Raw genomic sequence first — 20,729 nt, 5'->3', positions numbered from 1 at the left:
TGCTCAATTACGGCGCTCACGTTGCGGTGCTCAGGTCATGGCCTGCGCACCGTAACCAGAGCCGGGTACGCGGACCCCGAGCGTGAGCCAGTCGGGCGTACTGTCGGTCGGGCACGGGATCGGTCGGGCACAGGGTCGGTCGGCCTGGGGCCACTCGGACACGGGATCAGTCGGCTTGGGGTCGGTCGGGCACGGGATCAGTCGGCTTGGGGTCGGTCGGGCACGGGACCGGTCGGGCTCGGGTCAGTCGTAGACGTATCCGCGGTCCGAGGATGGGCAGTCGCCGCCCGGCAGGACCGGCCGCTTCGCCAGCACCTGGCGGGCGCGTGCGCGGGCGAGGTTCCAGTCGTTCCAGGAGTCCGGCCGGTCGAGACGGTTGGCCGTCACGACGTCCCGCAGCACGCAACTGCGGTCGGGCTCGGGCAGCCGGTCCAGGATCGGCACGGCCTCCGCCCCCAAGTCGCCCAGATAGCCGTGGTCGAGCCGCTCCACGCCGCGGATCGTGAGCTGAGTCTCGGCCACCCGCGCGTCAGGGTCCCAGACCGCGAACGTCAGCAGCGACACCCCGGTGAGCAGCACCAGCCCGCGGAAGAACCACCCGGCGCCGCCGCCGGTCAGGCGGACCGCCCCGGCCGTCAGCACCAGCACGAACACCGCGCCGAGCCACCAGATCGTCGCCTCCACCGAGGCCCGCAGCCGCGACAGGCCGTACGCGTCGGTGTAAAGGCCGAGGCGGTGCAGCGCCGACGCGAGGACGACCAGCGTGAACGCGCACAGCAGGCCGAGCAGCGCGGCGAGCAACCGGCGGTCGGCCCGGCTCTGCCGGCGCAGCAGCGCGACCGCGCCCGCGACGATGCCGAGCACGAAGACGCTGACCGTGACGAGCTCGAAGAAGCCTGACCTGGCGTACTCCGCGTAGGTGAGGCCCGCCGTCGACAGCACCCTGCGGCTTCCGCCGAACAACACCGTGATCTGCACGGTCACAAACGCCGCGAACAGCAGGTTCAGCCCGATCAGCGGGATCATCCACACCTGACGGCCGAGGGACATCCGCAGGTCGGGCGGGGCGGGCTCGGCCACCGGACGCAGTCCCACCAGCACCGCCGCCACCGCCAGCACCGCGAACACACAGAATACGAAGATCCGGTACGGCAGGTCCCAGGCCCAGTCGGGCGTCCGCAGCAGGTCGCCGACGAACGCCGAGAAGACGGCGTCGGCCGAGGCGAACAGCAGGCCGAAGACGCCCAGGAGCACGACGGTCACGGCGGCGCCGACCAGGGTGGGCAGCACGCGGCTACGCCGGGCCAGATCCCGGACCGGCCCGGCCAGGAACCACGGCACCGGCAGCATCGCGAAGACGACCGAGATCCCTCCTCTGATCACCCCGAGCCAGCCCCGCCCGCCGCCGGACAGCGCGAGCGACCCCACGGCGAACGCGGCCAGCAGCACCGGCGCGACCAGCCATTCCGCGTCGCGGAAGAGGGCCACGGCGACCAGCGCGTACGCCAGGAGGCCGAGGGCCACCGTCCACGGGGTGAGCCGGCCCCGCCGCCGAGGCAGCACCGCCGGGAAGGCCGCCGCCCCCAGCGCCACCGCCGTCAGCACGGAACCGAGCCCGGCCGACGCGTACGGCAGGGCGACGGCCGCGACCAGGCCGGCCGCCGCGGCGGCCGGCAACAGCCACCGGGGCGCGTCCGGCAGATCCGGCCGGGGGAACAGCGGCGGCGGCACGTACGCGGGCGCCTCGCTCCACGGTGTCTCCTCCTGCGGCGCCTCACCCGGCGTCCCCTGCTGCGTCCCGTGCGGTGCCCCGGAGTACCGGTGGACCGGGGACGAGCCGAAAGCGGCGCCCGCGGCCGCGCCGCCCACGGTGAACAGCAGGATCGCGGCCGCGCCCAGCAGCCCTTCGCCGTACACCCCGAGGACGGCCGCCGCGATCAGCCCGGCGAGGAACCCTCCCACCATGCCGAGGCCCGCGCCGAGAGCGGCCCGTGCCGACCGCCCCGCCCGGGCTTGGGCGAGCGCGGCGTACGGCCAGGTCACCGGCGGACCGGCAGCCGAGCCGGCAGGCGGACTCGCGGGCCCCCGCCCCGTGCGCCCCTCTCCCCACGACGCCATGACGCCCTGCCGGTGTTCCTCCCCGCGCTCCGCACCCCGCGTGCCGTCCCTTACGTCGTCCATCGCGTGCTCCCGGGCCGAGTCGCCGTCCGGACGCACCGGAGACGCGGGAGACGCGGGAGACGCGGGCACGGCCGAGACGACGCCGTGCTCCCCGTGCCCCGCTGTGCTCACCCCGCGCCCCGCGTTGCCGTCCACAAGCAGGCCGTCCCGAACCCCGGCCTCCGCAGGCGCAGCCGGGACCACGTCGTGTCGCTCCGCGGGACCGGCCGCGACCGCCCCGCGCTCCGCTCCCCCATCGGTGAGCGCACCGTCCACAAGCGCACCGTTCCGAAGCCCGGCCTCCCGAGGCGCGGCCGGGGGTCCGGCCGCCTCGTGCTGATCTCCGGGACGGCCCTCGCCGGCCTGCTTGGCGTTCATGGTTCCCCTTCGCTCACCGGCGTGGAGGGGCGCGTCCGGGCCCTCCCCGGTCGCCGGGTCTCTGTGCCGTGGCAGCGCGACGACCATCCGGCAGCCCTCGGCCGGTGCGTGACCGTTTCTCTCAGGCGGCGGGTCGGCCACGGTGATCGTCCCGCCGTGCAACTCGGCGATCTCCTTGGCGATCGCGAGACCGAGCCCCGCGCCGCCCGCGTCGGCGGCCCGCCCGGCGTCGAGCCGGGAGAAGCGCTCGAACACCCGGGCCCGCTCCCCCGGCGGGATGCCGGGGCCGTCGTCGATCACACTGATCTCCACGGCCGGCCCGGCGGCCCGCGTCTCCACCCGGACCCTCCCGCCCGGCGGGCTGTGCCGTACGGCGTTGTCGAGCAGGTTGGCCAGCACCTGCGCGAGCAGGGCCGGGTCGGCGGCGAGGACGGTCCCCGGCGGCACCGCGCTCTCGACGGTCACGTCGTCACGCGCGATCGACGCCTCCGAGACCGCCTGACGGCACAGCGACGCGAGGTCGAGGTTCTCCGGCTCGATCAGGCGCGCCCCCGAGTCGAGCCGCGACAGGTCGAGAAGCTGGGCCACGAGACGGCCCAGCCGCTGCGTCTGGGCGAGGGCCGTGCCCAGGGTGTCGAGGTCGGGGGGCGACACGCCGTCGACGACGTTCTCCAGCACCGCCTGCAGACCGGCGATCGGGGTGCGCAGCTCATGGCTGACGTTGGCCACCAGTTCGCGCCGCTGCCGGTCGACCTCCGCGAGATCGGCGGCCATCGCGTTGAAGGCGCGGGCCAGTTCGCCCACCTCGTCGCGGGAGGTCGCCGTCACCCGCAGGCCGTACCGGCCCTTGGCGATCGTCTGCGCGGCGGCGGCCATCTCGCGCAGCGGCCGGATCATGCCCCGGGCGAGGAACTGGACCATGACCATCGCGAGGGCGACGGCGATCGCGATCCTCAGGTCGCGGGTGAGGCCGGAGTTGATGCCCACCTCGTTCACGACGAACGCCGCGACCACGGCGAGCACGATCACGATCCCGAGCTTGACCTTGATCCGGCCGAGGAAGTCGAGCGGCCTCATCGCGTGGCTCTTTCCTTCGCGGCGCGCGTCACGGGCGGACGAGCGCGTAGCCGACACCGTGGACGGTGCGGACGACCTCCGACCCGAGCTTGCGGCGCAGGGCGCGGATGTGGCTGTCCACGGTCCGGGTCGCGGCGGCCTCGGAGAAGCCCCAGATGTCCGAGAGCAGCCGCTCCCGCTCGAAGACCTGGCCGGGACGCTCGGCGAGGCGCCGCAGCAGGTCGAACTCGGTCCGGGTGAGCTGCGCCTCGGTGCCGCGCACGAAAACGCGGCGCTCGGCCGTGTTGATCTCGACCTCACCGATCCGGATCACCGTCTCCTCCTGGGCCAGCAGGCCGGCCCGCTCCACCCGCCGCAGCAGCGCGTGGATCCTGGCGACGAGCTCCCGCATGCTGAACGGCTTGGTGATGTAGTCGTCGGCTCCCACGCCCAGCCCGACCAGCACATCGGTCTCCTCGCCAAGCGCGGTCAGCATGAGCACCGGCACCGGGCGGGCGGCCTGCATCCTGCGGCAGACCTCCAGGCCGTCCAGGCCGGGCAGCAACCGGTCGAGGACCACCAGGTCGGGCTCGGCCTTCGCGTAGGCCGCGAGCGCCCCCTCTCCGTCGCCCGCCACCCGCACGTCGAAGCCCTCCGCGAGGAGCCTGAGGCGTACGGCGTTCGCGATGGTCTGGTCGTCCTCGACCACGAGCACACGGCGTTGCTGGGGGAAGGCCATGCAGGAAGCGTAGGACCCGCCTGTGCAGAAGCGCCGTGCGCATCTGTGCAGATCCCGTGCAGCGCGTCACGCGCCCGGGCGGCGGCGCCCGGCCGCGGCGAGGCGGCCGGGCCACTCGTGACCTGCGGCGGCGTCCGCGCCGATTCCGCCGGTCGTGGTTTCGGGTCCAGGTTCCGGGTAGCCCGCATATGACCAGGAAGGAGGCGCTATGGACCGCCAGACAAGGCCGGAGACCATGCGGGAGAACGACGTGATCGATCTCCTGATCCAGCAGCACGCCCTCATCCGGGAGCTGTTCGACGAGGTTGACAGATGCCGCGGGAAGGAGCGCAAGGAGGCCTTCAGCCGCCTCGCCCGCATGCTGGCCGTGCATGAGACGGCCGAGGAGGAGATCGTCCATCCCTACGCCCGGCGCAAGCTGGTCGGCGGGGACGCGATCGTGGACAACCGCCTGCAGGAGGAGGAAGAGGCGAAGGAACTGCTCTGCCGTCTCGACGAGATGGACGCGACGGCGCCGGGGTTCACCCAGGAGCTGGAGCGGCTCAGGGCCGCCGTGTTCGCGCACGCCGCCGCCGAGGAGCGCTACGAGTTCTCCGAACTGAAGGCGTGCACGTCCGAGGGCCAGCGCAGGGCGATGGCCGTGGGGGTCAAGGCCGCGGAGGCCGTCGCGCCCACGCACCCGCATCCGGGGGTCACCTCACCGGCCGAGAACATCCTGATGGGCCCCCCGCTGGCGATCATGGATCGTGCCCGCGACCTGATCCGCAAGGCGATGGGCAAGTCCGAGTCCGGCGAGGGCTGAGCGCCGGCGGCGTGTGCGGAACTCGCCGCCCGCCCCGGGCGTTGTCCAGGCGACGCGGACGATCCCCCTTTGGGGATCCACACGAAAGGCCTGACGATGTCGCCACTGGGCAAGTACTACGTGGGCGCGGCGGTGGTGGCCGTGCTGGTGTTCATCCTGCCGGTGCCGACGCTCCTGGCCTGGCTGATCACGCTCGGCGTGCTGGGCGCCCCGGTCGTCGGTTACTTCATGCTCGACGAGTCGCAGCGGGCGCGCCTCAAGCGCATCCGGCGCCGTCAGATCGGCGGCTGAGGCTCCGGCACCGGAAGGTCCTGGCCGCCGCCGCCCCCACGGGCCGCGCGGCCGGGATCCCGCACGCCGTCACGAGGTGGCGGCGATCGTCCTGCGGACCCGCTCGGTGACGCTCCGCTCCAGGACGAAGGACAGGAACGGGATCGTGCCCGACACGAGCACGAGCAGCAGATAGCCGATCGACCAGCGCGCCTTGATCAGGCCCAGGTTGATCGCGGCCACCAGGTAGACCATGTAGAGGAAGCCGTGGATCGGCCCGACCACCGCGACCATCGTGCCGTTGTCGAAGCCGTACTTGACGACCATGCCGACACAGAGCACGAGCAGCATGACGCCGACGACGTACGCCATGACGCGGTAGAAGTTGAGCGCGGACTCCACGTCGATCAACACCTCTGCTGGGGAAACGGTCACCACACGATATCCATGCCGGCCGCCGGTTCCGGTTCCAGGGCCCGAAGCGGGAGTGCGTCAGGCCTCCGCGGGCGCGGCCGGCCCCGCCGACTCCGGCCCCTTCGACTCCGGCCCTGAGGGCTCCTGCCGCCGTCCGCGCAGGGCGTCGCGGACGAAGTGGAACCACATGTACACCGCGAACAACGCGAAGACCCACCACTGCAGCGCGTAGGCGAGGTTCCGCCAGGTGAGACCGCCACCGATGGTGGGGGCGGGCACGGCCACGGGCGTGGCGCGAGAGGGCGGCTCCTGGGTGGTGGCGACGACGAATCCGTCCCGCACCCGCGCGTCCGGCCACATGTTGATCAGCTCCGCCGTCGACACGGTCGCCACCTGGCCGCGCGGGAGCAGCCCGGTGCGCTGCACGTCGCCGGTCTGCTCCGCGTGCCGCAGCCGTCCGGTCACCGTGACCGTGCCCTCCGGCACGGCGGTCGCGGGATCCCCGGCCGAGCGGACCCAGCCGCGTACGACCGGGACGACCGTGCCGTCCGCGAGCCGCAGCGGGGTGAGCAGCCAGAATCCGTCTCCCCGGGCGGCCCGTCCGCCGGGCGCGGCGACGTCGGCGACCCGGTCGGCCACCAGAAGCTGGTTCGCCGCGTCGTAGACGCCCGTCGCGGTCACCCTGCGGCCCACGTCGTCCACGGCGACGTACCGCCCGACCTGGGTCAGGTGCGTGACGGCAACCGGAGCGGGATCGGGGGCCCGCCGGGGCGCGCCCGACGACTCGAAGACGCCGAGCTGCCAGCGGCCGAGGAACGTGAACGACACGAGCACCCCGATGACCAGCAGGTGCAGGGCCACCAGCCGGGGAGACAGGAGGGTGCGCAGCATGGTTACCACGCTATCCGCCGGTCGCGGCGGTCCCGCACGCGCGCCGGGGTTGTCCGGCGACCGGCGGCGGCGCGCGTCCGGCCGGGCCCGGCGGCGAGAGAGCGTGAAATCCGACAAATCGCAGCCAGGGGACCTCGTCTGTCGCTAGAGTCGTGCCCATGTCCGACCCTCAGATCGACCCGGCCGGAAACACGCAGGCTTTCCGGGTGTTCGCTCAGCAGCAGGACGCGGAGATCTCCCAGGAGCGGCCGTCCCGCCTGCCGATGTGGATCGCCATCGGGGTGGCGCTCGTCGTCGTCCTCGCCGTGGTGGCGTACCTCCTGGTTCGCTGACATACCTGTACCAGCCGCCGACGACCGCGCCCGTCGGCGGCTTCACCATGCCCGGGCAATCGGGGCCTGGACCTCTCGGGCGCGGTCGTCCTCCGTTTCAGCGGTGTGTGCCTACCACGAGGGCGCTGCCTCCGCCTCGGCGTGCGGGCTCGGCGACGGCCTGGACCTTGCCGTCGCGGAGGAACTCCAGGCCGGTCGCCGCGCCGATCTCCCCCGCCGGCGGTCCGGGGACGTCCGTCAGGGTGTGACCGAGCGCCGTCAGCTCCGCGCCGTACCACTGGGTGAACGCGGGCTCGGCCTGGGTGGCGGCGGTGTTGCGCTGCGAGGCGCGCGGCGCGGCGACGGCGTCGGGCAGGGACATGCCGAAGTCGAGCCGGTTGACCAGGATCTGCAGCACGGTCGTGATGATGGTGGCGCCTCCGGGCGAACCCACGGCGAGCAGCGGCCTGCCGTCCTTGAGCACGATCGTGGGGGCCATGGACGAGCGCGGGCGCTTGCCGGGAGCGGGCAGGTTGGGGTCGCCGGGCGCCGGGCCGAAGGTGAAGTCGGTGAGCTCGTTGTTGAGCAGGATGCCGCGGCCCGGCACCACGATCCCGCTGCCGCCGGTCTGCTCGATCGTGATGTTGTAGGCCGCCACGTCGCCCCAGCGGTCGGTCACCACGAGGTGGGTGGTCTCCGGGCCCTCCTTCTTCTCCTCCGGCGCCGAGGCCGCCGGGGCGGCAGACGCACAGGCGGAGTAGGAGCCGTCGGGGGATCCGGGCGCGGCGGGGTGCGGCATCGCCCGCGGGCCGATCAGGCAGGCCCGCTCCTTGGCGAACCCGTCCGACAGCAGGTCCCCGAGCGGCACCCGCGTGTACGCGGGATCGCCGACGTAGGCGTTGCGGTCGGCGAAGGCGAGCCGGGAGGCCTCCAGATACTCGTGCAGGCCGATCTTCGGCACCGCCTCCAGGATGTTGAGCGCCTCGCCCACCGTCGATCCGCCCGAGGACGGCGGCGCCATGCCGTACACGTCCATGCCCTTGTACGTGACCTTCGTCGGCGGCCGTTCGAGCGCGCGGTAGGCCCTGAGGTCGCTCACCTCCATGAGCCCGGACCGGACGTTCCGGGTGGCGCCCGCGCGCACCGGCGGCTTCTTCACCGTGTTGACGATCTCGCGGCCGAGGTCGCCGCCGTACAACCAGGCGGGGCCGCGGATGCCCAGCTCACGGTAGGTGCGCGCGAGGTCGGGGTTGCGGAAGACCGACCCGACCGGAGGCGGCTGCCCGCCCGGCAGGTAGAGCGCCGCGGTCGGGGTGAAGTCGGCGAACCGGTCGGCGTTCTGCTGGGTCTGGTCGTGGAACGTCTGGTCGACGACGAAGCCCCTGTCGGCGATCTCGATCGCGGGGCGCAGCGCCTGCCGCAGCGACATCGTGCCGTACTTCCGCAGCGCCAGGTCCCACTGCGCGACGCTGCCCGGCACGCCCACCGACAGGCCGCTGCTGACCGCCTCGGCGAACGGGATGCCCTCCAGGGCCGTCGAGGTCATCGCCCGGGGGGCGGTCTCGCGGCCGTCGATCGTGGTCACCTTCCGGTGGCGCGCGTCGTAGTAGACGAGGAAGCCGCCACCTGCGAGACCGGCCGAGTAGGGCTCGGTCACGCCGAGCGCGGCCGCCCCCGCCACCGCCGCGTCCATGGCGTTGCCGCCCTGGCGCAGCACCGTGAGCGCGGCCTTGCTGGCGTCGAGGTCCACGGTGGCCACCGCCCCGCCGTACCCCTCCGCGACCGGCCGTTTGACCTCCTTGGGAGGTGGCGTGTGTACGGCCGGAGCCGCCTCGGCGGGCGGGACGAGCAGGCCCGCCAGCGTGAGCACTCCCAGCGACGTGACGACGACACTCCTCATGCGTGCGGCACCTCCACCACGTGAACGATCACTACAGCATGACTCACCGGAGTCAGATCGAAACGGGAATGTCCACTTTTGGACGCCCGCCCGGCTACTCCCCCGGACGTACGCGGCCATGCGGCCACGGTCGGATGCGACCATCGGCGGGAAGGGCCTAGCGTGCGGATGTGCGCTCCCGTTCCGACTTGTATCACCGCGTCGATCCCGTTCTGCCGGTCGTCGTCGGGATCGCCCAGGTGGTCCTGACGATCGGCGCCCAGTTCTGGCAGCTGCGCAACCCGGACCTCGGGCGGGTGCCGCTGACCTGGTGGGGCGGCGCGTTGCTGCTGGTCGGGCCGGCCGCCATCGCGCTGCGCCGCCGCGCCCCGGTCGTCGCGCTGGTCGTCACGCTCACCGCGACCTCGGTCTACATGCTGTTCGACTACGCGTACGGGCCGGTGTTCTTCAGCCCGATCATCGTGATCTTCAGCGCGGTGGGGAACGGGCACCGCCGCGCGGCGTGGTCGGCGTCGGGGGTGTTCTTCCTGTTCGTCGTCGCCTACGCCACCTGGCTCATCCCCCACCGGGCCGGGCTCTTCCACCACACGGCGGTCGCGGCGTACCTGCTGCTCACGCTGACCGTCGCGGAGTGGCACCGGGTGCGCCGCGAGCGCCTGGCCGAACGCCGGCGGGTGGAACGCGAGGAGGCCAGACGGCAGGCCAGCGAGGAACGGCTGACCATGGCCCAGGAGCTGCACGACGTGCTCGCCCACAACATCTCGCTGATCCACGTGCAGGCGTCCACCGCGCTGCACCTGCTGGACGACCATCCGGAGCAGGCCCGCACCGCGCTGACCGCGATCAAGCAGGCGTCGAGAGACGTGCTCACCGAGATGCGCGGGGTGCTCAGCCTGCTGAAGGAGGGCGCGCCGCGGTCTCCCACGGCCGGGATGGCCCACCTCGCCGGCCTCGCCGAGGGCAGCGGCCTGCCCGTGACCGTGGAGGTCGCCGGGGAGCCGCGCCCGCTGCCCCCCGGCATCGACCGGGCCGGATACCGGATCGTCCAGGAGTCGCTCACCAACGTCTCCCGGCACGCGCCGGGCTCCCGCGTGACGATCAGTGTCGCGTACGCCCCCGAGGAGCTGGGCCTGGTGATCGAGGACGACGGCGCGGGGGCGGCGCGCGCGGTGGCGGGGCTGGGAGGCGGCAACGGCGTCCCCGGCATGCGCGAGCGCGCGGCGGCGCTCGGCGGATCGCTCTCGGCCGGTCCCCGGCCGGGCGGCGGCTTCCGCGTGGCGGCCCGCCTCCCCCTGCCCCTGCCCCCGTTCGCCGAATCGAAGGAGCCGAAGTGATCCACGTGCTGCTCGCCGACGACCAGGCCCTGGTGCGGGCCGGCTTCCGGGCCCTGCTCGACGCGCAGGAGGGCATGACCGTCGTGGGCGAGGCGGGCGACGGCGAGCAGGCCGTCCTGCTCACCCGGGACCTACGCCCCGACGTGGTGCTGATGGACATCAGGATGCCCGGCACCGACGGCCTGACCGCCACCCGCCGCATCGCCGGCGACCCCGGTCTCGCCGACGTGAAGATCATCATGCTCACCACCTTCGAACTGGACGAGTACGTCTTCGAGGCGCTGCGCGGCGGGGCGAGCGGCTTCCTGGTCAAGGACACCGAGCCGGCCGAGCTCATCCAGGCGGTCAGGGTGGTGGCCGGCGGCGACGCGCTGCTGTCCCCCGGCGTGACGCGCCGCCTCATCGCCGAGTACGCCGCCCGGGCCAAGGAACCGGGCGTCACCACCGGCCTCACCCCGCTGACCGAGCGGGAGCGGGAGGTGCTCGCCCTCGTGGGCGCCGGCATGACGAACGACGAGATCGCCGCCCGTCTCTTCATGTCGCCCGCGACGGCGAAGACGCACGTCAGCCGCATGATGACCAAACTGCGCGCCCGCGACCGCGCACAGCTCGTCGTCATCGCGTACGAGTCGGGTCTGGTGAAGCCCGGCTGGCTTGCGTGAAAGGGCTTGAGTCTCCACCAGCTGGAGGGTCCACGCTGTGGATGTGAACGACCGCAGCGAGCCGAGCCCGCTCACGATCGGAGAACTGGCACGTCTGACCGGCGTGCCGGTGCGCACGATCCGGTTCTGGTCCGACGCCGGGGTGCTCCCGGCGGCGGGCCGGTCGGCGGGCGGCTACCGGCTCTACGACACGGAGGCCGTGGCCCGGCTGCACCTGGTGCGTACGCTGCGCGACCTCGGGCTCGACCTGCCCACCGTGGAGCGGGTCGTGAGCAGGCGGACGGGCCTGACGGAGGTGGCGCGGACGCACGTCGCCGTGCTCGACGCGGAGATCCGCGTCCTCCAGGCCCGGCGCGCCGTCATGCGGTCGGTCGCGGAAGGTCACTGCACCGCTGAGGAGATGAGACTGATGCACGAACTGTCCCAGCTGTCCGCGCGAGAGCGGCGGCGGATCATCGACGAGTTCGTCGACGAGACGTTCGCCGGCACCGACCCCGCCGCGCCCGGCGCGGGGATCGCGCAGTCGATGCGCGGGCTGCCCGACGAGCTGCCGGACGAGCCCACGGTCGAGCAGGTGGAGGCCTGGATCGAGCTCGCCGGGCTGGTCGCCGACCCCGGCTTCCGCGAGCGGGTGCGCCAGATGGCGACCGGCCAGGCCGAGCCGCCGCCGGTGCCGCACGACCCGCAGGCGGTCCTGACGGAGGCCGGGCGAGCCCTGGAGCAGGGGATCAGCCCCGAGTCGGCGGAGGGCGGGCAGATCGTGGACCGGCTGGTCGGCCCCGGCGTGCCCGCCGACGAGCGCGCGCGGCTCGCGGACTCGCTGGAGCGGTTCACCGACCGCCGGGTGGAGCGTTACTGGCAGCTGCTCGGCGTGCTCAACGACCGGCCGCCGTTCCCGCCCTCGGTGCCGGCGTTCGAGTGGTTCATCGCGGCGCTGCGCGCCGCACGCTGAGCGAGGCCGCGCCGGGACGTCCTCAGCGTGCGGGACGGCCCCCGGCCGCCCTCATGCGGATGACCCGGGGCGGCGCGGCGAGCGGGGTGGGCAGGCGGAGAGGGCCGCGGCCGGGGGTGAGTGAGCCCAGCACCCGCGGCCCCGACGCGCCCGTGCACGCGGGCACGGTGCCCGGCAGGCCGTGCGCGGTGAGCCAGCCGAGATAGGAGAACGCGACGGCCTCCTTGGCGTCCGGCGGCACGCCGAGGTGATCGCTCGGCAGCATCCGCACGCCGCCGGACCGCTCGCGCAGCTCCCGCATCAGGACCGGGTTGCGCAGCCCGCCGCCGGAGACCACCACCGTGCCGAGCCGGTGCCGCCGGATCTCCGCCGCGACGGTCTCGGCGGTGAGCGCGGCCAGCGTCGCCACCAGGTCGGGCAGGCCGAGCCCGTACGGCCCGGCCACCCGGTCGAGGTAGCCCGCGTGGAACAGCTCCTTGCCCGTCGTCTTGGGCGGCGGGCGACGGTAGTAGGGCTCGGCGAGCAACTCGGTCAGCAGCCCCTCGTGGACCCGCCCCGCCGCCGCCAGCCGGCCGTCCTCGTCGTACGGCCTGCCGGTGGCGGCGAGCACGGCCGCGTCCATGAGCGCCGAGGCCGGTCCCGTGTCATAGGCGAGCGGCACCGCGCCCCCGGTGCGGCTGACGGCGTGATCCTCGGCGCGGCTCACGGTGTGGCTCATGACGCGGTCCTTGGCGCGGTCCGCGTCCAGGCTCACGGCGTGGCCCTCGGTATCGTTCTCGGCGCGGTCCGCGTCCAGGCGCATGGTGTGGCTCCCGGCGCGGCTCGCAGAGTGGTCGTGCCGGCTCACGTCGGCCGGCACGGTGAGGTTGGCGATGCCGCCGAGGTTCAGCGCGCCGGGCCGCCCCACCGGTCCGGACCATTCGCCCGCGTCGCCTGGTCCCCCTGGCTCCGCCGGCCCGGGTGGTCTCGCCGGTCCGGGGAGTCCGGCCGGTCCCGCTGGTCCCGCTGGTCCGGGTGGTCCGGCCGGTCCGGGTGGCTCGGGTGGTCCAGGTGGCTCGGGTGGTCCAGGTGGCTCAGGTGGTTCGATCAGCCCGGCAAGCAGCGGCAGGTCGAAGGCCGACACGAGCGGGGCGCCCTGCCCGCCCACGGCCACGTCACGGGCCCGCAGGTTCGACACGACCGGCACGCCGAGCCGTTCGGCGATCCAGGCTGCCTCGCCGAGTTGCAACGTGCCGCGCACCCGGCCGTCCTCCACCCAGTGGTACAGCGTCTGCCCGTGCGAGCAGACGAGGTCGGCCGGCGGGCAGCCCGCCGCCGCCTCGGCGAACGCCCGGCCCACCAGCGTGTCGAGCCGGCAGACCGCGCCCATGTCCGTGGGGTTCGGCGGCAGCGCGGCCAGGATCGCGGCCCGCAACTCCGGCGCGTACGGCGTCGTGCCGGTGTGCTCCACGACCCCCTCGACGGCCCAATCGACGGCCCAATCGACGGCCCCCTCGACGGCCCAGCCGGCAGCCCCGGCGAGCACGTCGCCGGTCGGAACCCAGTCGACGAGCGCGGCGTCGATCCCGTCGTGGGAGGTCCCGGAGATCAGCCCGAGCACACGCACCTGCCCACCTCCAGCACGTCCGTACCGGCCTGGGCATGGCGGAAACTTCCCCGCGGACCAGCCCCGATAAAAGAAAGCGTCATGGGCGTGTAATCTGCCCCAGGAGGTCTTCACACGGACGCGTCACCCGTGCCGGTCACGGCGGACTTGTCTCGAAATGTGGGCTTCCGGTGCCCGTTGTCACGCCTGGGTAGGTGGCTGCGGGTTCCACGCTGATCGCGCACAGGAGAGGCTCTGACGTGACGAACGAGAACGAGGGCGCCACGCCGGTCAATCCGATCGCGACGGTGCGTGCGGTGCTGCCCTCGCTCACCCCCGCCGCCCAGACCATCGCACGTCTCATCCTCGACGACCCCGCCTCGGTGGCCCGCAGCACGATCACGGAGGTCAGCGCGATCTCGGGGATCAGCGAGGCGACGATCGTGCGGACCGCGCGATCGCTCGGCTTCGCCGGCTACTCCCAGCTGCGGTTCGCCCTGGCGGCGGCCGTGGCCAGGGACACCCCCGAACGGCTCGTCCCCGGTGACCTCGCCCCGGACGACCCGCTGACCGATGTGATCGCGAAGGTCACACGGGCCGAGTCGCAGGCGCTCGCCGACACGGCGGCCCAACTCGACCCCGACGACCTCGCCGCGGTGGTGGACGCCGTCGCCGCCGCCCGCCGCGTGGACGTCTACGGGGTCGGCGCCTCCGGCCTCGTCGCCGCGGACATGGTGCAGAAGCTGCTGCGCATAGGGCTGCCCGGCAACCACTTCACCGACGCGCATCTCGCGCTCACCAGCGCCGCGCTGCTGCGCGAGGGCGACGTCGCCGTCGGGGTGAGCTGCACCGGCGAGACCCCTGACGTGCTGGGACCGGTGCGCGCCGCCCGCAGGGCCGGCGCGACCGTGGTGGCGATCACCAATAACCCTCGGTCGTCTCTGGCCGGGCTCGCCGGCCACGTCCTGATCTCGGCCGGGCGCGAGTCGGCGTTCCGCCCGGGCGCGCTCGCCAGCAGGATCAGCCAGCTGCTCATCGTCGACTGCCTCTTCGTCGGCGTCGCCCAGCGCACCTTCGACGCCTCGGACGCCGCCCTCCGCGCCACCCGCGTCGCGCTCGACGACTACCTCGGCGACGCCCACCGCCGCGCCCGCACGGCCTGACCGCCGGGCTCGCCCGTCCGGCCCTGCGGTGGCGCTGCTGTCTCGCCCCTGTCGCTGCGGGGTCAGCGAAATGTTACTGGCCGAGTCCGATCGATCACATTACGTTGCGAGCAAAGGCCCCGCCGTACGAGGAGGACACGTGAAGTCCATCGCCCGATTCTGTGGCAACTGCAGCTGCGGCTGTCCCGAGCTGTTCGTGGACGTGTCCGCTCCGGTGGAGCGCCGTGTCGTGATCACCGACGACTTCGGCCAGAGGGTGGAGATGAGTCTCGACCAGCTCGGCTCGCTCGTCGAGGCCGCGAAGACCGGCGTGCTGGACGACCTGGCGCTCACCGGCTGACCATGAACCCGGCCGCCCTGTTCGCCGGGGGCCTCGTCGCCGGTCTCGCCGCGGGCACGGCGTCGTGCGCCGCGGTCCAGGGCGGTCTCCTCATCGGCCTCGTCTCCCCCGGCTCCCCCCGCCCTCCCCTCTCTCCGGGCTCCCCGGGCTCTCCCACATCCCCCGACGCCGCCTGCTCTCCCACCTCCCCCTGCTCTCCGGGCTCCCCGGGCTCCCCTCGATCCATGGGCGCCGCCGGAGCCGGCCCTACCGCCCGCGCCGGCCCTGCCACCCGCGCCACCCACACCGCCCGGGACGTGCGAGACGCGCTGCCCGCGGTGGCCGCATTCCTGACCGGGCGGCTCGCCGCCCACACCGCTTTGGGGGCGCTGCTCGGCCTGGCCGGCTCGGCCGTACGGCTCGGCCCGCACACCCGGGCGGCCCTCCTGGTCGCCGCCGGGATCGCGGTGGCCGCCCTCGCCGTACGAATGCTCGCCCGGCGCGGCCGGGCCGGATGCGCCGCCGAGCGAGACACACCGCCCGCCCACCTCGGCTGCGGGCACGCGGACAGGCACGAAGACGCGCAGGACACGGCGCGGAAAGACACCGCACAAAGAGACACCGCACAAAGAGACTGCGCACAAGGAGACGGCGCACAAGGAGACGGCGCGCGGAAACTCAGCGCGCGGACGAGCACGCCGCCGGCAAGCACGGCCCGGCGGGGAACGGCGCGAAGGGAGACAGGGCGGCGGGGGGCAGTGCGACGGGGGACGGTGCGACGGGGGACGGCGCGTGCGGCCGGGCTCGGCCTGGCCACGATCCTGATGCCCTGCGGGGTCACGGTGAGCCTGGAGGTCGTAGCCGTCTCGGCGGGATCGGCGCCGGGCGGCGCCGCCGTGCTCGCCGGGCTCGCCCTCGGCACCGCTCCGGCCCTCGCCGCGCTCGGACTGCTGCTGCGCGGGCTCGCCACCACCCGGCTCGCCGTCCTCGGCGGCGTCGCGGCCCTGGCCGCCGGGCTGTTCACCGCCGGGTCGGGCCTGCGGCTCGGCGGCTGGCTGCCGGAGTTCGGCTCCCCGGCCGCCGCGGCCGCCCGCGCGTCCGTCGGCGCGGACGGGGTCCAGCGGCTCACGATCTGGGCCACCGACCGGGGTTTCCGGCCCGGCATCGCCGTCGCGACGGCCGGACGGCCCGTCGAGATCGTCTTCAGGACCTCCGGCGACCACGGCTGCACCCGCGCCGTCGCCGTCGACGGCCGCGACGTCGTGCTCCCTGTGACGGGCACGCGTACGGTGCGCCTGCCGGCCCGGCCGGAGGGACGGCTCCGCTACGCCTGCGGAATGGGGATGTACGTGGGCTTCATCGAGTTCGAGCGTCCCTTGACGTCAACGTCTTCCCGATAACGCTCCGTGACGTCCCGGTTACGTGTCACCCTGTCTGGCATGACACTAGTGGGAGCAGCGGAGACGACCGCGTGGATCGGGATACCGGTCTCGCGCATCCCCGGACCCCTCGAACCGGACGAGGCCGACCTGCTCGGCAGAGCCCGTGACGGCGACCGTGAGGCGGCGCACCGGCTGGGCCGGCTGTGCGCGGAGCGCGACGACCGCCTGGGCGCCCGGCACTGGTGGGAGCGGGCGGCTCAGGCGGGCAACGTCGACAGCGCCTACAACCTGGGGCTCTGGCACCGGATGCACGGCACGACCGATGAGGCCGTCGGCTGGTTCGAGGCCGCGGCGGCCACCGGAGACACGGACGCCGCGACCAACCTCGCCTCGTTACTGCTGGAGCGGCGCGGCGACGCGGCCGGGGCGCGGCTGTGGTTCGAGCGGGCGGCCGAGAACGGCTCCCGGCACGCGGCCCGGCGGCTGGCCCTGCTGTGCGAGGACCAGGGCGACGGCATGGGCGCCCGGCGCTGGCACTTCAGGGCGGCCCTCGACGGCGACCTGCGGTCCGCCCACGACCTCGGCTTCCTCGGCTACACCGCGGGCGACGAGGCCGAGGCGTCGCACTGGTGGGAGTACGCGGCGCGCGGCGGCCACGCGGAGGCCGCCTATCACCTGGCCCTGCTCCTGCACACGGCCCGCGACGAGAAGGGCGCGGAGGGGTTCTACCGGCTCGCCGCCCGGGCCGACCACCCCGGCGCCGCCTTCCGGCTGGGCGACCTCGCGCTCAGACGCGGCGACCTGCGTACGGCGCTCGCCTGCTTCGAGCGGGCCGCGCACACGGGCAGCCAGGAGGCGTCCCGGATGGCCGGGCTGGTCTGCCTGCGGCTGGACGACCGCCTCTCGGCGGCGCACTGGTTCGGGCGGTCCGCGGCGGACGACCCCGAGGCGGCGTACCGGTTCGGGTCGCTGCTCGTCTCCGAGCACAACGACCTGAAGGGCGCGCGTCACTGGTTCCGGCGGGCGGCCGAACGCGGGCACCAGGCCGCCCAGGCGGAGCTCCGGAAGGTGCTGCCCCTCACCGGCGGCTGTGTGGAGACCGAGGGCTGCCTGCTGGACCCGCCCCCACCGTACTGGACCCGCCCTGCCGAGCCGGAGCAGGCGGCGCGCGCCGAGCTCGCGGTGGCGGCCGCTCGCAGGCGCGGCGACGCCGCGGCCGAACCCGCCGCACTGGTGGAGATCCTCGGCACCTGGGATCTGGTCGCCCGCGAGTCGCTCAGCCGCGGCCTTCCGGACGTCCCGACCGGAGGCCCGGTTGATGGCCCGGTTGATGGCCCGGTTGATGGCCCGGTTGATGGCCCGGTTGATGGCATGGTCGGCGGCGCGGTCGGTGGCATGGTGGAGTTGCTGGCCCGGACGACCGGGCTGCACCTGGCCGCCATCGAGCATCTCGGGCTGGTGCGCGCCACCCTGCTGCGGCCCGGCACGGCCCCCTGGCCCACTCCCGCCGAGGTCGAGCACGTCCTCGGCACCGCACGGGACCTGCGCAGTCACTTCGGGCTGCGCTGACGTCTTGTCGCCGGCCGCCGCAGGACACTCACGGCACGCCGGTCAGGCGGCGATGACGTCCGTGACCGGCGTGTACGACAGGCCGTGGGCGACCGCGACCGGCTCGTTGGTCAGCACCCCGGCGTGGGTGTTGAGACCCAGCGCGAGCGCCTCGTCGGCGCGCAGCGCGTCTCGCCAGCCCTTGTCGGCGAGCTTGACGACATAGGGCAGGGTCGCGTTGGTCAGCGCGAAGGTGGAGGTGTTGGCCACCGAGCCCGGCATGTTCGCGACGCAGTAGAAGACCGAGTCGTGCACGCGGAACGTCGGGTCGTCGTGGGTGGTCGGCCGGGAGTCCTCGAAGCATCCGCCCTGGTCGATCGCGATGTCGACGAGCACGGAGCCCGGCTTCATGCGGGAGACGAGCTCGTTGGACACGAGCGTCGGGGCCTTCGCGCCCGGGATGAGCACCGCGCCGATGACCAGGTCGGCCTCCAGCACGGCCCGCTCGACGGCGTACTGCGTGGAGACCAGCGTCTTCAGCCGGCCCTGGTAGATGGCGTCGATGAAGCGGAGGCGGTCGATGTTGATGTCGAGGATCGTCACGTCCGCGCCCATGCCGACGGCGATCTGCGCCGCGTTGAGGCCCGAGACTCCGCCGCCGATCACGACGACCTTGGCCGGGGCCACGCCGGGCACGCCGCCGGGGAGCACGCCGCGCCCGCCGTTGAAGCGCATCAGGTTGTACGCGCCGACCTGCGGGGCGAGCCGTCCGGCGACCTCCGACATCGGGGCCAGCAGCGGCAGCGCGTGGCCCGCCTGGACCGTCTCGTACGCGACGGCGGTGGTGCCGGCCGCGAGCAGCGCGTCGGTGCAGGGCCGGGAGGCGGCCAGGTGCAGGTAGGTGAACAGGATCTGGTCCGCGCGGAGCCGGTGGTACTCCTCCTCGATCGGCTCCTTGACCTTGAGGATCATCTCGGACTCGGCCCACACCTCGTCGGCGCTCTCGACGAGCTTGGCGCCGACCGACAGGTACTCCTCGTCGGTGATGTGGGACCCGAGACCGGCGCCGCGCTGGACGCTGACCTCGTGTCCGTGACGGACGAGCTCGTGGACGCCGGCCGGGGTGGCGGCGACGCGGTATTCGTGGTTCTTGACCTCGGCGGGCACGCCGATCTTCATGGGATATGTCCTTTCGGGCGGTCACTCGTCACGGTCGCCCCCTACCCGGCCGTACGAGCTTGATGGTCTAAAGGCGGGCCCACGCCTCGGTGAGCACCGAACGGAGGATCGACTCGATCTCGTCGAACTCCTTGGGGCCGCAGATCAGCGGCGGGGCGAGCTGCACGACCGGGTCCCCACGGTCGTCCGCCCGGCAGTACAAACCGGCGTCGAAGAGCGCCTTCGAGAGGAAGCCGCGCAGCAGGCGCTCCGACTCCTCGACGTTGAAGGTCTGCTTGGTGGACTTGTCCTTGACCAGCTCGATCCCGTAGAAGAAGCCGGAGCCGCGGACGTCGCCGACGATCGGCAGGTCCCGCAGCCGGTCGAGAGTGGCCCTGAAGACCGGCTCGTTGGCCGTGACGTGATCGAGCAGGCCGTCCCGCTCGAAGATGTCGAGGTTGGCCAGGGCGACGGCGGCCGACACCGGGTGACCGCCGAAGGTGTAGCCGTGCGCGAAGGTCTCGTTGCCGTGCTTGAAGGGCTCGAACAGCCGCTCCGAGACGATCATCGCCCCGATGGGCGAGTAACCGCTGGTCAGACCCTTGGCGCAGGTGATGATGTCCGGCACGTAGTCGAACTTCTGGCCGCCGAACATCGTGCCCAGCCGGCCGAAGGCGCAGATGACCTCGTCCGAGACGAGCAGCACGTCATGAGTGTCGCAGATCTCCCGCAGGCGCTGGAAGTATCCGGGGGGCGGCGGGAAGCAGCCGCCGGCGTTCTGCACCGGCTCGACGAAGACGGCGGCCACGGTGTCCGGGCCCTCCATCTCGATGGCCTTGCCGATCTGGTCGGCGGCCCAGCGGCCGAACGCCTCGGGGTCCTTGTCCAGGCCAGGGAAGCCGGAGATCTCGTCGGCGCGGTAGAGGTTCGTGTTGGGGGCCTTGATCGCGCCGGGGACCAGCGGCTCGAAGATCTGCTTGAGCGCCGGGATGCCGGTGATCGACAACGCGCCCTGCGGGGTGCCGTGGTAGGCGATGGACCGGCTGACGACCTTGGTCTTCAGCGGCTTTCCCTTGATCTTGAAGTACTGCTTGGCCAGCTTCCAGGCCGACTCGACGGCCTCGCCGCCGCCGGTGGTGAAGAAGACGCGGTTGAGGTCGCCGGGGGTGAGCTCGGCCAGCCGGGCGGCGAGCTCGGCGGCCTGGGGATGCGCGTACGACCACAGCGGGAAGAACGCCAGCTCCTTGGCCTGCTTCGCGGCGGCCTCGGCGAGCTCGGCGCGGCCGTGCCCGACCTGGACCACGAACAGCCCGGCCAGGCCGTCGAGGTAGCGCTTGCCGTGGATGTCGTAGACGTAGGCCCCCTCGCCCCGCACGATCATGGGCACCTCCCCTCCCTCGTAGGAGGAGTGGCGCGTGAAGTGCATCCACAGATTGTCCTGTGCGGCCTTGAGAACGTCGGGGCGCGTCATCGCAACCTTCCCTGAGGTGATCCTTGCTGTCCACAGTGTGCACGCCACATCCGCGTTTTGCCAAGTGATTACGTGGCTTCACTATGCAAGAAGTTCGGATTCCGCGACATCGTGTTGTAACGGCAACGAAATCCGTCAAGGTAGATTGGGGCCGTCGGGACGTCGGCGGAGGGCCGGCAGGCCGTGTGGTCAAATGGGGTCCATCGGTCGGCCGTAACGACCGAAACCACGCAC

18 protein-coding genes are annotated in these 20,729 nt (G+C 73.2%); 10 read left to right on the top strand and 8 right to left on the bottom strand.

Features of this window, described 5'->3' with window-relative positions; translation table 11 throughout:
• Positions 1-243 precede the first annotated feature (243 nt).
• Both Mam01_RS25090 and Mam01_RS25085 read right to left on the bottom strand, forming a co-directional pair.
• The gene (locus tag Mam01_RS25090; protein ID WP_204287654.1) at positions 244-3,615 is read right to left on the bottom strand and encodes a DUF4153 domain-containing protein; all 3,372 of its coding nucleotides are present in this window, start codon (positions 3,613-3,615) and stop codon (positions 244-246) included.
• Between the two features lie 28 nt (positions 3,616-3,643).
• Positions 3,644-4,333 (bottom strand): response regulator transcription factor, encoded by a 690-nt coding sequence (locus tag Mam01_RS25085; protein WP_150930120.1) that lies wholly within the window; start codon positions 4,331-4,333, stop codon positions 3,644-3,646.
• Positions 4,334-4,541: 208 nt separating this feature from the next.
• Between Mam01_RS25085 and Mam01_RS25080 the strand changes: the two genes are divergently transcribed.
• Together Mam01_RS25080 and Mam01_RS25075 are read left to right on the top strand one after the other, a co-directional pair.
• Positions 4,542-5,135 (top strand): hemerythrin domain-containing protein, encoded by a 594-nt coding sequence (locus Mam01_RS25080; protein WP_239101590.1) that lies wholly within the window; start codon positions 4,542-4,544, stop codon positions 5,133-5,135.
• Between the two features lie 96 nt (positions 5,136-5,231).
• The gene (locus Mam01_RS25075; protein WP_204287653.1) at positions 5,232-5,426 is read left to right on the top strand and encodes a tail-anchor membrane protein; all 195 of its coding nucleotides are present in this window, start codon (positions 5,232-5,234) and stop codon (positions 5,424-5,426) included.
• A 69-nt stretch (positions 5,427-5,495) separates the two neighbouring features.
• Here Mam01_RS25075 and Mam01_RS25070 read toward each other — a convergent pair whose 3' ends face one another.
• Together Mam01_RS25070 and Mam01_RS25065 are read right to left on the bottom strand one after the other, a co-directional pair.
• Entirely contained in the window at positions 5,496-5,840 is a 345-nt protein-coding gene (locus Mam01_RS25070) for a DUF3817 domain-containing protein (RefSeq protein ID WP_225311071.1), read from the bottom strand.
• Between the two features lie 57 nt (positions 5,841-5,897).
• On the bottom strand, positions 5,898-6,710 hold the full coding sequence (locus Mam01_RS25065; RefSeq protein ID WP_204287652.1) for an SURF1 family protein: 813 nt from the start codon (positions 6,708-6,710) through the stop codon (positions 5,898-5,900).
• 158 nt (positions 6,711-6,868) lie between these two features.
• Between Mam01_RS25065 and Mam01_RS25060 the strand changes: the two genes are divergently transcribed.
• The gene (locus tag Mam01_RS25060; protein WP_191909883.1) at positions 6,869-7,042 is read left to right on the top strand and encodes a hypothetical protein; all 174 of its coding nucleotides are present in this window, start codon (positions 6,869-6,871) and stop codon (positions 7,040-7,042) included.
• Between the two features lie 97 nt (positions 7,043-7,139).
• On the opposite strand, the gene ggt is transcribed toward Mam01_RS25060, so the two are convergent.
• Positions 7,140-8,921: a gamma-glutamyltransferase gene (ggt, locus tag Mam01_RS25055; RefSeq protein ID WP_204287651.1), complete on the bottom strand. Its 1,782-nt coding sequence runs from the start codon at positions 8,919-8,921 to the stop codon at positions 7,140-7,142.
• Positions 8,922-9,091: 170 nt separating this feature from the next.
• On the opposite strand from ggt, the gene Mam01_RS25050 reads away from it, so the two are divergent.
• The 3 genes from Mam01_RS25050 to Mam01_RS25040 are packed head-to-tail and all read left to right on the top strand — an operon-like array spanning position 9,092 to position 11,869.
• Positions 9,092-10,255 (top strand): sensor histidine kinase, encoded by a 1,164-nt coding sequence (locus Mam01_RS25050; protein WP_239101589.1) that lies wholly within the window; start codon positions 9,092-9,094, stop codon positions 10,253-10,255.
• On the top strand, positions 10,252-10,917 hold the full coding sequence (locus Mam01_RS25045; RefSeq protein WP_204287650.1) for a response regulator transcription factor: 666 nt from the start codon (positions 10,252-10,254) through the stop codon (positions 10,915-10,917). Before Mam01_RS25050 ends, Mam01_RS25045 begins: the two co-directional genes overlap by 4 nt.
• Positions 10,918-10,960: 43 nt before the next feature.
• Positions 10,961-11,869, top strand: coding sequence for a helix-turn-helix domain-containing protein (locus tag Mam01_RS25040; protein WP_204287649.1), 909 nt, complete (start codon positions 10,961-10,963; stop codon positions 11,867-11,869).
• A gap of 22 nt (positions 11,870-11,891) precedes the next feature.
• Here the strand turns inward: Mam01_RS25040 and Mam01_RS37560 are convergent, their stop codons facing one another.
• Positions 11,892-13,475, bottom strand: coding sequence for an anhydro-N-acetylmuramic acid kinase (locus tag Mam01_RS37560; RefSeq protein ID WP_307820122.1), 1,584 nt, complete (start codon positions 13,473-13,475; stop codon positions 11,892-11,894).
• A gap of 239 nt (positions 13,476-13,714) precedes the next feature.
• On the opposite strand from Mam01_RS37560, the gene Mam01_RS25025 reads away from it, so the two are divergent.
• The 4 genes from Mam01_RS25025 to Mam01_RS25010 all read left to right on the top strand — a co-directional run bounded on the left by Mam01_RS25025 (position 13,715) and on the right by Mam01_RS25010 (position 17,887).
• Positions 13,715-14,617, top strand: coding sequence for a MurR/RpiR family transcriptional regulator (locus Mam01_RS25025; protein ID WP_204287648.1), 903 nt, complete (start codon positions 13,715-13,717; stop codon positions 14,615-14,617).
• A gap of 139 nt (positions 14,618-14,756) precedes the next feature.
• Positions 14,757-14,957 (top strand): hypothetical protein, encoded by a 201-nt coding sequence (locus Mam01_RS25020; protein ID WP_150930133.1) that lies wholly within the window; start codon positions 14,757-14,759, stop codon positions 14,955-14,957.
• Positions 14,958-14,959: 2 nt separating this feature from the next.
• Positions 14,960-16,336, top strand: a complete 1,377-nt coding sequence (locus tag Mam01_RS25015; RefSeq protein WP_204287647.1) for an urease accessory protein UreH domain-containing protein — start codon at positions 14,960-14,962, stop codon at positions 16,334-16,336.
• 39 nt (positions 16,337-16,375) lie between these two features.
• Positions 16,376-17,887, top strand: coding sequence for a tetratricopeptide repeat protein (locus tag Mam01_RS25010; RefSeq protein WP_204287646.1), 1,512 nt, complete (start codon positions 16,376-16,378; stop codon positions 17,885-17,887).
• A 42-nt stretch (positions 17,888-17,929) separates the two neighbouring features.
• Here Mam01_RS25010 and ald read toward each other — a convergent pair whose 3' ends face one another.
• Together ald and Mam01_RS25000 are read right to left on the bottom strand one after the other, a co-directional pair.
• Positions 17,930-19,045: an alanine dehydrogenase gene (ald, locus tag Mam01_RS25005; protein ID WP_150930139.1), complete on the bottom strand. Its 1,116-nt coding sequence runs from the start codon at positions 19,043-19,045 to the stop codon at positions 17,930-17,932.
• 67 nt (positions 19,046-19,112) lie between these two features.
• Positions 19,113-20,495: an aspartate aminotransferase family protein gene (locus Mam01_RS25000; RefSeq protein WP_150930141.1), complete on the bottom strand. Its 1,383-nt coding sequence runs from the start codon at positions 20,493-20,495 to the stop codon at positions 19,113-19,115.
• Positions 20,496-20,729: the final 234 nt, after the last annotated feature.

Origin of the sequence: Microbispora amethystogenes (genome assembly GCF_016863015.1) — a bacterium.
GTDB lineage: Bacteria > Actinomycetota > Actinomycetes > Streptosporangiales > Streptosporangiaceae > Microbispora > Microbispora amethystogenes.
Note: the sequence above shows the minus strand (reverse complement) of the source record. Positions and strands in the feature narration are given on the sequence as shown.

What these genes read in the sequence shown, in the direction of transcription:
- Mam01_RS25090 (WP_204287654.1), bottom strand. Translation starts at nt 3,615, where the DNA reads ATGAGGCCGCTCGACTTCCTCGGCCGGATCAAGGTCAAGCTCGGGATC.
- Mam01_RS25085 (WP_150930120.1), bottom strand. Translation starts at nt 4,333, where the DNA reads ATGGCCTTCCCCCAGCAACGCCGTGTGCTCGTGGTCGAGGACGACCAG.
- Mam01_RS25080 (WP_239101590.1), top strand. Translation starts at nt 4,542, where the DNA reads ATGGACCGCCAGACAAGGCCGGAGACCATGCGGGAGAACGACGTGATC.
- Mam01_RS25075 (WP_204287653.1), top strand. Translation starts at nt 5,232, where the DNA reads ATGTCGCCACTGGGCAAGTACTACGTGGGCGCGGCGGTGGTGGCCGTG.
- Mam01_RS25065 (WP_204287652.1), bottom strand. Translation starts at nt 6,710, where the DNA reads ATGCTGCGCACCCTCCTGTCTCCCCGGCTGGTGGCCCTGCACCTGCTG.
- Mam01_RS25060 (WP_191909883.1), top strand. Translation starts at nt 6,869, where the DNA reads ATGTCCGACCCTCAGATCGACCCGGCCGGAAACACGCAGGCTTTCCGG.
- ggt (WP_204287651.1), bottom strand. Translation starts at nt 8,921, where the DNA reads ATGAGGAGTGTCGTCGTCACGTCGCTGGGAGTGCTCACGCTGGCGGGC.
- Mam01_RS25015 (WP_204287647.1), top strand. Translation starts at nt 14,960, where the DNA reads ATGAACCCGGCCGCCCTGTTCGCCGGGGGCCTCGTCGCCGGTCTCGCC.
- Mam01_RS25010 (WP_204287646.1), top strand. Translation starts at nt 16,376, where the DNA reads ATGACACTAGTGGGAGCAGCGGAGACGACCGCGTGGATCGGGATACCG.
- ald (WP_150930139.1), bottom strand. Translation starts at nt 19,045, where the DNA reads ATGAAGATCGGCGTGCCCGCCGAGGTCAAGAACCACGAATACCGCGTC.
- Mam01_RS25000 (WP_150930141.1), bottom strand. Translation starts at nt 20,495, where the DNA reads ATGACGCGCCCCGACGTTCTCAAGGCCGCACAGGACAATCTGTGGATG.